The sequence below is a fragment of the Ancylobacter tetraedralis genome, from assembly GCF_014195655.1.
Taxonomy (GTDB): Bacteria; Pseudomonadota; Alphaproteobacteria; order Rhizobiales; family Xanthobacteraceae; genus Ancylobacter; species Ancylobacter tetraedralis.
The window spans coordinates 261,911-274,409 of record NZ_JACICD010000005.1; the positions used below are offsets into that span (position 1 = coordinate 261,911).

Sequence of the window (12,499 nt, forward strand, 5' to 3'; positions counted from 1 at the left end):
GGGGACGAGCGCCATGATCCCCCCCGGCCCCCCCGCCACACCCGCCGCCTTCTGCCTGTCGCTGGTCATCCTCTCGCTCGCCGGCCTCGCTCTGGCGCTGGCGGCGCGGCGCGCGCGGCTGTGGTGCGTCGGCCGCGGCGTGCGGGTGGAGTGGGTGCGCGGGCTGCTCGCGCTGCCGAAGCGCTATCTCGTCGACGTGCACCACGTTGTCGGCCGCGACCCTTTCGCGGCGCGCATGCACGCGCTGGCCGCCGGTGGGCTGCTGGGCGGTTCGGGGCTGGCGCTGCTGGCGCTCATTCCCACGCTGGGCGGCGCGCGGCTTTACTGGGCGGTCATCGCCCTCGCTTTCGCGGGCGCCCTCGCCGGCGGGGTCATGGTCGGGCGCCGGCGTTATCCCACGAAACCCGCGCGCCTGTCCGGCGGGCGCTTCCAGATCCTGCCCTTCCTGCTCACGGCCTATGCCGCCGGCGCGATGCTGGTGGCGTTCGACGCCGCGCTGGGCGGCGCCCTGCCGGCGCTGGCCTGGCCGGCTCTCGCTCTCGCGGTGATCGGCGGGCTCGGCCTCGCGCTGCAGGTCGACCGCGGCCCGATGCGCCATGCCTTTGCCGGGGCGACCCATCTCGTCATCCATCCACGTCCCGGCCGCTTTGAGGGTGAGCGGGCCACCGACCTTGTGCCGCTCGACCTCGACGCCCCGCGCCTCGGCGTCGCGACGCCGTCCGACTTCGCCGTCAACCGGCTGGTGGGGTTCGATGCCTGCATCCAGTGCGGGCGCTGCGAGATCGCCTGCCCCGCCTTCGCCGCCGGCCAGCCGCTGAACCCCAAGCGGCTGATCCAGGACCTCGCCGCCGCGATCCAGCCGAACGCCGCCAACGCGGCTTACAAGGGCAGCCCCTATCCGAACGCCCGCGCGGTGGCCGGCATTGGCGGGCCGGACCTGCCGCTCATCGGCGCGGGGGCGATGATCCATCCGGACACGCTGTGGTCCTGCACCACGTGCCGCGCCTGTGTCGAGGAATGCCCGATGATGATCGAGCATGTCGACGCCATCATCGACCTGCGCCGCTACCAGACGCTGGAACTCGGCGCCCTGCCGGCCAAGGCCTCGCCGCCGCTGATGGAACTGCGCTATGCCGATGAGCCGGGTGGACGGGCGCTGGCCGCGCGCACCGATTTCGCCGCCGGCCTGACGCTTCCCCTGATCTCGGCGACCGGCCGCGCCGAGGTGCTGCTCTGGCTCGGCGAAGGCGCCTATGAGCTGCGCTACGGCCGCACGCTGCGCGCGCTGGTCACGCTGCTACACACGGCAGGCGTCGACTTCGCGGTGCTCGGGCCCGAGGAGCGCGATTGCGGCGACCTCGCCCGCCGGCTCGGGGACGAAGCCACCTTCCAGCGCCTCGCCGCCGAGAACATCGCAACGCTGGCGCGCTATTCCTTCACGCGCATCCTCACGGCCGATCCGCACGCCCTGCACGCGCTGCGCAACGAATACCGGGCGTTCGGCGGCGCCTATGAGGTGATCCACCACACCGCCCTGCTCGACGAACTGGTGGCGGGCGGGCGGCTCACCGTGGGCGCGCTCCATGAGGCCCGCGTGACCTATCACGACCCCTGCTATCTCGGCCGCTACAACGGCGAAATCGATGCCCCCCGCCGCCTGCTCGACCGGCTCGGCCTCGCCCGGCTGGAGATGGAGCGCGCCGGCAAACGCTCCATGTGCTGCGGCGGCGGCGGCGGCGCGCCGGTGAGCGACATCGAGGGCGAGCGCCGCATCCCCGACATCCGCATGGCGCAGGCCGCGGCGACCGGCGCGGGCATCGTCGCGGTGGCCTGCCCGCAATGTTCCGCCATGCTGGACGGCGTCACCGGCGAGCGCCCCGAGGTGAACGACATCGCCGAACTGGTGCTGATGGCCGTGGAGGCGGGCCGCGCCAAGGCCGCCCGCAAGGATGTCGCCCGCAAGGATGCCTCCCGCCCGCCGGAGCCGGTCGCATGAGCCGCCTTCGCCGCGACCTGCGCATGGAGCGCGCCACCCATCGCATCGAAGGCACGCCCCGGCCACGCTTCGATCTGGCCGCCATGTTGGCCGCCACACCAGCGGCCGCCGGGCGCCTCCGCCGGGACCCACGCGGCGAGGAGCGGCTCGCCCTCGTTCCCGGCACGCTGCGCCGCCGGCTCGACCGCACCCAGCGCGTCGCCGCTTCGGCGGTCGCCGCGCCCGCTGCTGCCGTGGCGGAGATGGCGCCGAAACTGGTCGTCATCGCCGAGCCGGCCTATCTCGTCGCCGTCGTGCCGGATGCGCCGGGCGGGCGCCTCACCCCGCATGACCGGCAGGTGATCGGCGCCGCGCGCCTGCTGGCGGATGCGGGCGGGGGGGCGGTGCTCGCGCTGGGCGAGATGCCGGGCGAGGACCTCGCCGCCGCCGGTGTCGATCGCGTACTCGGCCTGCCGGTCGCCGGCTACGACCCGGAAGCCAGGGCCGCGCTGCTGCATGCCGTGCTGGACGGGCTCGACATCCGCCACGCGCTGTTGCCGGAAAGCGCGGACGGCGCCGACCTCGCCCGCCGCCTCGCCGCGCTCACCGGCGAGACGCTGTTCGCGGGTGCCGAAAGCCTGACCGCGAAGGCCGTCACGCGCGCGGCGCAGGGCCGGCGCATCGAGCAGCGGCGAGCGCCGCCGCGCCTCATCACTCTGGCGGCCGATGCCAGCGCCCCGCATGGCGGCGCGCCGCACGAGGCGATCCCGGTCGTCTTCGCGCTGCCGGCGCTGATGCCGGGAGCCATTCTCTCCGCCGAGTTCGTGCCGGCCGATCCGGCCAGGGTCGGGCTTGACGAAGCGGACTTCGTCGTCTCGGCCGGCAATGGCGTCAGGGATTTCACGGCGTTCCGCGCCTTGGTCGAGGCGCTCAACGCCACGCCGGGGGCGAGCCGCATGGTGTGCGATGCCGGCCTCATGCCGCGGGCGGCGCAGGTCGGCGCCTCCGGCACGGTGCTTGACGCCCGCTGCTATTTTGCCCTCGGCATTGCCGGCGCGCCGCAGCATTTGCAGGGTGTGGCGCGCTGCGAGCATGTGGTGGCCGTCAATACCGACCTGCACGCCGCCATGATCGAGCGCGCCGGCCTCGCCATCGTCGCCGACGCGCAGAAAGTGATGCCAGCGCTCATCGAAGCCCTCACCGGAGCGCTCGCAGTGGAGGCGCAGCCATGAGGATCGCCATCCTGCTCTCGGCCGGCCGGCATGCCGTCTCCGGCCGCCCCGCGCCCGTGTCGGTGGAGTTGCAGGCCATCCGCCTCGCGCGCGAGTTGATCCGCCAGATGGCTGGCGAGGTGGACGGCAACGCGGCCGGCGACATCACCGGCTTCCATGCCGGCCCGGATGCCGGCCCGCTCAAGGACGCGCTCGGCCATGGGCTACCGCGCCTCATCCAGCTTTCCATCGGTGCGCAGGACGACCCGCTGCCGAGCCTTGCCGCCGCGCTCGGCGCGGAGCGCTTCGACCTCGTGCTCGCGGGGCGCAGTGGACAGGGCGGCGAGGATGCCGGCCTGCTGCCCTACGCGCTCGCCCGCACGCTGGGCCTGCCGATCGTGGCCGATGCCTGCGCGCTGGCGGCCGGCCCGCAGCACGGCACCGTGAGCCTTGAGCAGGCCCTGCCGCGCGGCGCCCGGCGGCGGCTCACCCTGCGCCTGCCGGCGCTGGTCACCGTGCACCCCGCCGCGCCGGCGCCGCTGCCCTTCGCCTTCGCCGCCATGCGTCGCGGCATGCTGGAGACGCGCGAGGGCGTGCCCGCGCCGCGCGCGGCAGGCGAGGTGGAGGAGCGGGCCTATCGGGCCCGGCCGAAACTCATCGCGAAGAGCGCCGCCGGCGCCTCGGCGACAGAACGGCTGAAGGCCGCGACGGAGGCCGCCAGCAGCGGCGGACGCCTCATCGTCGACCCCGCGCCCGAGGACGCGGCGCGTGCAATTCTCGCGCATCTGCGACAGATCGGCGTGCTGCGCGACTAACCCAGGGGAAAGCCGGCAGGGCTTACGGCACAACGCGTTGCGGGCGCTCGCCCGTCACGCAAACGACATCATTGGCCACGCAAAAGACACCGCGCGACTCCATCCAGATCGCACACCAGAATGCAGCGCGCGCAAGCCGATGGGAGACGGGTCGATGGACGAGACGATGGGCGCGGCAAGGAACGCGGCTGCAACCCTTCCCCCGCCCGCCCGCCTTGTGCCCCTTGCCGAACCCTGGCGGGCGCTCGCGCTCATCCTTCTGGTGCTCGTCTGCCTGCTGCCCGGCTTTTTCAGCCTCCCCGTCGTCGACCGTGACGAAGGCCGCTTCGCGCAAGCCTCGCGGCAGATGCTGGAAAGCGGCGACTATGTCGTGCCGCGCCTGGGCGAAGAGACCCGCTTCAAGAAGCCGATCGGCATCTACTGGCTGCAGGCCGCGGCGGTGAAGGCCACCGGGCTCGGTGCCGAGGCGCCGATCTGGGCGTTCCGCCTGCCCTCGCTCATCGGTGCGCTGATCGCGGTGCTCATCACCTATGCGGTCGGCCGGCGGCTGTTCGACGAGGATACCGGCTTCATCGCCGCCGCCCTGCTGGGTGCCTCGCTGATGCTGAGCGTCGAAGCCCGCCTTGCCAAGACCGACGCCGCCCAGCTCGCCGCCGCGCTGGCGGCGCAATGGGTGCTGGCGCAGGCCTATCTCGCGGGGGTTTCACCGGAGAAGGCGCGCGAGCGCCTGCCGACCGGCGCGGTGCTGCTGTTCTGGGGGGCGCTCGCCGTCGGCATCCTGATCAAGGGGCCCATCGTCCCGCTGCTGGTCGGGCTCACCATTGCCGCGCTGCTCGCATGGGATCGCAAGGCCGCCTGGCTGAAGCAGCTGCGCCCCGCCATCGGCCTGCCGTTCCTGCTGCTGATCGTGCTGCCCTGGATCGTCGCCATCGCGGTGCAGGCGGGGGGCGGCTTCTTCCATGAATCGGTCGGGGTGGATCTGCTGGGCAAGGTCGCGACGGGCCAGGAATCGCACGGGGCCCCGCCCGGTGCGCATCTCATCGCCTTCTCCATGGCCTTCTGGCCGGGCGCGGCGCTGGCGGTGGCGGCGGCGCCCTGGGTGTGGCGCAACCGCGCCGTACCCGCCGTGCGCTTCTGCCTGTGCTGGCTGGTGCCGTTCTGGCTGGTATTCGAGTTCATCGCGACCAAGCTGCCCCACTATACACTGCCGGCCTATCCCGCCATCGCGCTGCTCGCCGCCGCCGCCCTCACCGCGCGCGGCACGGCGCGCGAGCCGCTCTGGATGCGGATCCTCGTCGCCATGGCGGCGGCGGGCGGTGCGATCAGCGCGCTGGCCGGCCCGATCGGCCTGCATGTGCTGGAGCATCGGCTCTCCCTCGCGGCATGGGCGCTGGCCGGCCTCGTGATCCTGCTCGGCGCCTATGCGCTGCGTCAGGCGCTGGTCGCCGGCACGCGCGCCGCGCTGCTGCCGCTGCTGGCCGAGGCCGCCATGCTCTATGCGCTGCTGTTCGGCCTCGTCGCGCCGCAGATCAACAGCCTGTGGATCGCCCCGCGGCTCGAAGCGGCGATCCACCGCGTCGCCTGCCCGAACCCGCATATTCTCGTCGCCGGCTATGGCGAACCCAGCGTGCTGTTTGCCCTCGGCGCGCGGACGCGGTTCGGCAATGGCCTGGACGCCGCCAACCTCATCGCCACGGGAGTCGACTGTCGGGTCGCCGTCGTCGCGGAGCCGCATATGGCGCTGTTCGAGGCGCGCCGCGCCGAGCTCGGCCTCAGTGCAACGCCGGTCGATGTCGTCACCGGCATCAACAGCGGCAACCTGCGGCCGATGCGGCTGAACCTGTTCGTCGCCCCGGCGGCGGGCCCGGCAGCCGCGGCGCCCGTCCAGCCCCCATCCGCCCCGGCCTCTGCGCAAGGAGCACAGCCGTGACCCTCGTCCAATCCGCCATGGGCGGCATCGCCCTGCTCAATCCCTGGGTTGTCATCGGCTTTGTCGGTCAGGGTCTGTTCACCGCTCGCTTCCTGACGCAATGGATCGCCAGCGAGCGGGTGGGGCGCAGCGTCGTTCCGACCGTGTTCTGGACCTTCTCGATCTGTGGCGGCGTCACGCTGCTGGCCTATGCGCTCTACCGGCAGGACCCGGTCTTCATCGTCGGCCAGGCCGCCGGCCTGCTGATCTACGCGCGCAACATCTATTTCATCCTGCGCGAGCGCACCGCCGCCAGAAATGCCGCCGCGCCGGTCGCCGAAGCGCCCGACAATCTCCTCTAGGCGGCCAATCACCTCACTTTTCACGCATCGCAGCCGAAACTGCCCTACGGTAAATTTCACGAGAGCTTCATATTTGTCTGATCTAGTTCAAAGAAATGCCTGCTTGATACGAATAGATTGCCTGATCGCATGGAACGGACAATTCATTTGCGCACGTATGAGCGTCTCAAGAATTACCCGATTACCTCTTTTTGTCTGCTGACCGCGGTATTATCGCTGTTATTCTACGCCGTTCCGGAAATAGACAAGGGTTTCACCCATCTGTTCTATGAGCCAGGAATCGGCTTTCCTGCAGCGAAGAAGAGCGCACTGATCGATTTCCGCAATCTCGCATCGAACCTCTCGATCGCGCTGCCCATAACGCTCGTCCTCGCGCTCGGGTTGAAGCTGCTTTACCCGTCCAAGCCGTGCCTGTGCTCGCCGCGCATGTCGCTCTATTTCATCAGCCTGTTCCTCATCGGCCCCTCGCTGATCGTGAACGGTGCGCTGAAGAGCTTCTGGGGCCGGCCCCGCCCGGTCAGCGTCATCGATTTCGGCGGCGTGTGGCCCTTCAGCGAGGCGTGGGTCATCGCCGATCACGGCTGGTTCAACCGCTCCTTCAGTTCAGGTGAGGCCGCCACGGTCGCCTGCCTTTTGCCGCTGGCGCTGTTCGTGCCGCGCGCATGGCGCGTGCAGGTTGTCACGCTGGTCGGCCTGCTGGTGGCGGCGACCTCGCTCAACCGCATCGCCTTCGGTGCGCATTTCCTCTCGGACGTGACGATCTCGATCGGCATCGTGCTGGTCGTCGCCGCAGTGCTGCACCGGATCTTCTTCGTCACCCATGCCGAGGCCCTGTCCGATGAGGCGCTGGAGCGCCGGCTCACCCGGATCGGCCGGGACTGGGCGGGTAGGCGCGCCGCGCTGCGCGCGCGTTCCGGCCGGATGGTAACGGACGGCGTGAATGCCCTTGCCCGCTTCGGCCGCGCTCAACTGAGGCGCGCACGCGCGGCGGCCGCCATGGCCTCCGCTTTCATAGCCGCCCGGCGCGAGGTCGGACGGCGCACGCCGCTCAGCCCTCAGTGACCGGCGGCAGAACGCTGCGCCGCCGCAGCCAGGCGACTCCGAACAGGTCGTAGATCCCCACCAGCGCACGCCCGAAATTGGTGTATTTGGACTGACCGGCGAGACGCGGGCGGTCGTTCACCGGCAGATACGCCACCTCATGGGCATAGGTGAGGAACAGCGCCGGCAGATAGCGGTGCATGGTCGCGAAATAGGGCAGCGTGAGGAAGGCGGCGCGGTGAAACGCCTTGATGCCGCAGCCGGTATCGGGGCACTCATCGGCCAGAAGATAGGCCCTCAGCCGATTGGCGAACAGCGAGGCCCAGCGGCGCGAGCCGGTCGCCCGCCGGTTGGTGCGCACGCCCCCGACCAGTGCCGGCTCGCCCCGTTCGGCCTCGCCCAGACGCCCGACCAGCGCCGCAATGTCCCCGGGGTCGTTCTGCCCGTCGCCATCCATGGTGACAATGACCGGGAAGCGCGCCGCCCGGACGCCGGAACGCAGGGCCGCGCTCTGCCCGGCGCGATGGCCATGACGCAGGCAGCGCAGCGTGGCGAGCCCGAGCGAGCGCAACTCGGCGGCGGTCGCATCGTCGCTGCAATCGTCCACCACGATGATCTCGCCAAGCAGCGCCTCGGGGACGGAACTCACCGTCTCGGCGACGAGGCGCGCGATGTTCCCGGCTTCGTTATAAGCCGGGATGACGACTGAAATAGGCATGGACTCACCTGCACAAAGGGAGCGCATCTGGCGCGCCCTCCATGACATTTGTGTGAAGTCGCGAAGCGCCGGCCTGCCCTGCGGCCGCCGCCCTCCGCTACCGCGCTCAACGCTGCGCGGTGCGCCAGTCGGGCGCCACGTAATAGGGCGCGTTGGAGGGCGCCAGAAGCGGCTTGCCGAGGATATGATCGGCGCCCTTCTCCGCGATCATGATGGTCGGCGCGTTGAGATTGGCATTGGTGATGGAGGGCATGGCGGAGGAATCCACCACCCGCAGCCCCTCGACGCCGATCACCCGCATCTGCGGGTCCACCACCGCCAGCGGGTCGCTCGCCGCGCCCATCTTGCAGGTGCAGGAGGGGTGATAGGCGCTCTCCACATGCGCCCGCACGAAATCGTCGATCGCCGCGTCGCTGGTCACGCCGGCGCCGGGCTGGATCTCGCGGCCGCGATAGGGGGCGAGCGCGGGTTGCGCGAAGATCTCGCGGGTGAGGCGCACGGTGGCGCGGAACTCGACGAGATCGTCGGGGTGGGTGAGGTAATTGAACTGGATGCGCGGCTTGTCGGCCGGGTCGGCCGAGTTGAGCCGCACCCAGCCGCGGCTCTTGGAGCGCATCGGCCCGACATGGGCCTGGAAGCCATGCTCGCTCGCCAGCCCCTGCCCGTCATAGGTCACGGCCAGGGGGAGGAAATGATACTGGATGTCCGGCGAGGCGACACCCGCGCGCGAGCGGATGAAGCCGCAGGTCTCGAAATGATTGGTCGCCCCCAGCCCGTCCCTGGTCAGCAGCCAGCGCGCGCCGATCAGGCCACGGGCGAACAGCCCCATCTGCGAAAACAGCGTGATCGGCTGGGTGCAGGCCTGCTGGAAATAGATTTCCAGGTGGTCCTGCAGGTTCTCGCCGACGCCGCGCCGATGCGCGATCACCTCGATGCCGTGCGATTTCAGCTCGTCCGCATCGCCGATGCCCGACAGCTTGAGCATCTGCGGCGAGGCGATCGAGCCACCCGAAAGGATCACCTCGCGGCCGGCGCGCGCACGGTATTTCTCGCCGCCGCGCGACCAGGCGACCCCGACCGCCCGGCGCCCCTCGAACAGGATGCGCTCGACCCGGGCATGGGTCTCCACCCGAAGGTTCGCCCGCTTCATCGCCGGCTTGAGATAGGCATTGGCCGCCGACCAGCGCACGCCGTCCTTGACGGTCATGTCCATGCGGCCGAAGCCTTCCTGGTTGAAGCCGTTGACGTCGTCGCTGGCGGCATAGCCGGCCTGCACCGCCGCCTCGACGAAGGCGTGGTAGAGCGGGTTCTTCAGCGGTCCGTAGCGATTGGCCAGCGGGCCCTCGGCGCCGCGATATTCGTCGCCCCCCGAGTCGCGGCTTTCTTGCCGGCTCTCCGCCCGGCGGAAATAGGGTAGCACGTCGGCATAGGACCAGCCCTGCGCGCCCTCCTCCTGCCAGCGGTCGAAATCGGCCGGGCTGCCCCGCATGTAGACCATGCCGTTGATGGAGGAAGAGCCGCCCAGCACCTTGCCGCGCGGGCAGTGCATCCGCCGGCCGCCGAGCCCGGGCTCCGGTTCGCTCTCATACATCCAGTTGTATTTCGGCATGTTCATCGGGATGGAGAGCGCGCTCGGCATCTGGATGAACATGGAGCGGTCCGACCCGCCATATTCCAGCACGAGCACCCGGTTGGTGCCGTCCGCGCTCAGCCGGTCGGCCAGCACGCAGCCGGCCGAACCGGCGCCGATGATGACGTAGTCGAAGATGTCGGGAGAGGAACTGGCCATCAGTAGGGTGCCTCGACATGGCCGAGATTGACATAGACGCTCTTCAGCTGAGTGTAGTGCTCGATGGCCGCCTTGCCGTTCTCGCGCCCTAAGCCCGATTGCTTGACCCCGCCAAAGGGCAGCTCGATCGGCGTGATGTTGTAAGTGTTGATCCAGCAGGTGCCCGCGGCAAGCTGGGCGATCACCCGGTGGCCGCGCGCGAGATCGCGGGTGAACACGCCGGCGGCGAGGCCGAATTCGGTGTCGTTGGCCCGCGCGATCACCTCGTCCTCGTCGGTGAAGGACAGCACCGCCATTACCGGCCCGAAGATCTCCTCGCGCACGATGCTCATGCCGTCGGTGCAGCCGTCGAACACGGTGGGCGCGATGAAGGCGCCGGCGCCAAGCCCGTTCGCCGTGACCCGCCCGCCGCCGGCCAGCAGCCTCGCGCCCTCGGCCTTGCCCCGCGCGATATAGCCGAGCACCTTTTCCATGTGATCGGGCGAGATCAGCGCGCCGACCTGCGTCGCCGGGTCCAGCGGATCGCCGACGACCATCTTCGCGACGCGGGCGACCAGCTTCTCAAGGAAGACCGGCCGCACGCTCTCGTGCACGAAGACGCGCGTGCCGTTGGAGCACACCTCGCCGGCCGAATAGAAATTCGCCAGCAGCGCGCCGGACACCGCGTCGTCGAGATCGGCATCGTCGAACACGATGAGCGGCGATTTTCCGCCCAGTTCCAGCGTCACATATTTCAGCGTGCCGGCCGCGTCGGCCATCACCTTCCGGCCGGTGCCGACCTCGCCGGTGAGCGAGACCTTGGCGATGGCGGGATGGCGGGTGAGCAGGCGGCCGGTCTCGGCAAAGCCCTGCACCACGTTGAACACGCCGTCCGGCACGCCGGCCTGCGCATAGATCTCCGCCAGCTTGAGCGCGGTGAGCGGCGTCAGTTCGGCCGGCTTGAACAGCATCGCATTGCCGCAGGCGAGCGCGGGCGCCGACTTCCAGCAGGCGATCTGCAAGGGATAGTTCCACGCGCCGATGCCCGCAACGATGCCCAGCGGCTCGCGGCGGGTATAGCCGAAGGCCGAGGGGCCGAGATCGACATGCTCGCCCGACAGGCCGGCGGCGAGGCCGGCATAATAGTCGAGGCAGTCGGCGCCCGAGGCGACATCGACCACTAGCGTTTCCTGGATCGGCTTGCCGGTATCCAGCGTTTCCAGCCGCGCGAGCTCGTCATTGCGCGCCCGCAGCAGGTCCGCGGCGCGCTTGAGAATGCGGCCGCGCTCGGCCCCGGTCATCGCGGCCCAGCGCTTCTGGCCCGTGCGGGCGGCGGCGATGGCGGCCTCGACCTCGGCCTCGCCGGCGATCTCGATTTCCGCCAGCACCTCGCCGGTGGCCGGGTTGCGGGTCTCGAAGGTGGCGCCGCCGGTGGCGTGGTAGCGGCCGCCGATATGATTGGCGTGAAGCGGGGGCGTTGCGTTCATGACGTCAGGTCCGTTGCGGGAGGCGGCCGGGGCTGCGGCCGCGATCTGGGCATCGACGAAGAGGGCGGCGATCTGCCGGGCGCTGACCGAATCGGTCTCCCCGGCCGCCGAGAGGCTGGAGCGCAGCCACAGGCCATCGATGACGGCGGCGATGGTGATGGCGAGGCGCGCCACCTCGCCTGGCGCGACGATGCCGCGCAGGTCGTGACGCAGATTGGCCAGCATGCGCGCCTGGTAGACCCGCTGCACCCGGCGCAGCCGCTCGGAATGCAGCACCTGCCCCCAGAAGGCGAGCCAGACGCTGGAGGTGCGCTGGTCGAACTCCTCGGGCGCGAGATTGGCGTCGATCAGCGCCTGCACCCGGGCACGGGGCCCGCGCGCCGCCCGCAGCCGTGCCGCCGTGGCGCGGGTGAGCCGCAGCGCGAGGAAACGCAGCGTCGCCTCCAGCAGCCCATCCTTGTCGCCGAAATAATGCGCCACCAGCCCGGGCGAGACGCCGGCGCGGCGGGCGATCTGGGCCAGGGTCGAGGCGTTGAAGCCCACTTCCGCGAGGGATTCGATTGTGGCGTCGATCAATTGCCGGCGGCGCACATCCTCCGGCGCGCGACGGCGGTCGGGTGCGGCGTCGGCACCCTCGGGCGGCGGGCCGGAAATCGAGGCCGAATGCTGGGTGGAATCTTGCGTGGAATTCTGGGCGGAATTCTGGGCGGAATTCCGGGGAGGAACACGGGCATGCGCGTCGGATCCGGCCACCTCCACCTCCTCCTGATCGGCCATGCTCCGTCTCCGGGGCGCGGCGCCGACGGCCCGCGCGACGGGACATGCGCTATTGAATGACCATACAATACACAGTTCGCGATCGCGCGGAAGACCCTGCCGAGCGGCAGACACGGGAGCGGCAGGGCACGTCGCGCGGATACTGCCCGCGTGGCGGATATCGTCAAACTGCCCCCAAATGGCCCGAAAAATAAGAATTCCTGGGCAAAAATTACGCGTGACAAAAAGCCCTTTCACGTTTTGAATGACTGTTCAAAAGAAGCCTCCAGAGGCCGCATCTCCAGGTCGCCGGCATGAGCGACGCGATGCGGAGAGGGTCGATCGCACGCCTGCCGAACCGCCGCCGCGGCGACGGCCCGGCATGACGACGCCGCGCCCGCGCGGTGGATCGAAGCGACCCCGACTTGTCGAAACCGGTCGTGCCGGGGCTTGGCGT

At 70.3% G+C, this 12,499-nt stretch carries 9 protein-coding genes; 6 read left to right on the forward strand and 3 right to left on the reverse strand.

Annotated features, from left to right (window positions below; all coding sequences use genetic code 11):
- Positions 1-13: 13 nt before the first annotated feature.
- The 6 genes from FHS55_RS14780 (at position 14) to FHS55_RS14805 (ending at position 7,334) form a co-directional block, all read left to right on the forward strand.
- A complete protein-coding gene (locus FHS55_RS14780; RefSeq protein ID WP_183190534.1) occupies positions 14-1,996 on the forward strand; it encodes a DUF3483 domain-containing protein in 1,983 nt (660 codons plus the stop codon).
- On the forward strand, positions 1,993-3,207 hold the full coding sequence (locus FHS55_RS14785; RefSeq protein ID WP_183190535.1) for an electron transfer flavoprotein subunit alpha/FixB family protein: 1,215 nt from the start codon (positions 1,993-1,995) through the stop codon (positions 3,205-3,207). The genes FHS55_RS14780 and FHS55_RS14785 overlap by 4 nt, the downstream gene beginning before the upstream one ends.
- Positions 3,204-4,001, forward strand: coding sequence for an adenine nucleotide alpha hydrolase family protein (locus FHS55_RS14790; RefSeq protein ID WP_183190536.1), 798 nt, complete (start codon positions 3,204-3,206; stop codon positions 3,999-4,001). Before FHS55_RS14785 ends, FHS55_RS14790 begins: the two co-directional genes overlap by 4 nt.
- A 154-nt stretch (positions 4,002-4,155) precedes the next feature.
- On the forward strand, positions 4,156-5,931 hold the full coding sequence (locus FHS55_RS14795) for an ArnT family glycosyltransferase (protein ID WP_183190537.1): 1,776 nt from the start codon (positions 4,156-4,158) through the stop codon (positions 5,929-5,931).
- Between the two features lie 17 nt (positions 5,932-5,948).
- Positions 5,949-6,272: a lipid-A-disaccharide synthase N-terminal domain-containing protein gene (locus FHS55_RS14800; protein ID WP_183190674.1), complete on the forward strand. Its 324-nt coding sequence runs from the start codon at positions 5,949-5,951 to the stop codon at positions 6,270-6,272.
- A gap of 129 nt (positions 6,273-6,401) precedes the next feature.
- Positions 6,402-7,334, forward strand: coding sequence for a phosphatase PAP2 family protein (locus FHS55_RS14805; protein ID WP_183190538.1), 933 nt, complete (start codon positions 6,402-6,404; stop codon positions 7,332-7,334).
- Here the strand turns inward: FHS55_RS14805 and FHS55_RS14810 are convergent.
- The 3 genes from FHS55_RS14810 to betB form a co-directional block, all read right to left on the reverse strand.
- Complete coding sequence (locus FHS55_RS14810) at positions 7,321-8,031, reverse strand: glycosyltransferase family 2 protein (RefSeq protein WP_183190539.1); 711 nt, start codon at positions 8,029-8,031, stop codon at positions 7,321-7,323. The genes FHS55_RS14805 and FHS55_RS14810 overlap by 14 nt on opposite strands.
- Positions 8,032-8,137: 106 nt before the next feature.
- Positions 8,138-9,820 carry a choline dehydrogenase gene (gene betA / locus FHS55_RS14815; RefSeq protein ID WP_183190540.1) on the reverse strand — a complete coding sequence of 561 codons (1,683 nt, stop codon included), beginning with the start codon at positions 9,818-9,820 and terminating at the stop codon, positions 8,138-8,140.
- Positions 9,820-12,063: a betaine-aldehyde dehydrogenase gene (betB, locus tag FHS55_RS14820; protein WP_183190541.1), complete on the reverse strand. Its 2,244-nt coding sequence runs from the start codon at positions 12,061-12,063 to the stop codon at positions 9,820-9,822. The genes betA and betB overlap by 1 nt, the downstream gene beginning before the upstream one ends.
- Positions 12,064-12,499: the final 436 nt, after the last annotated feature.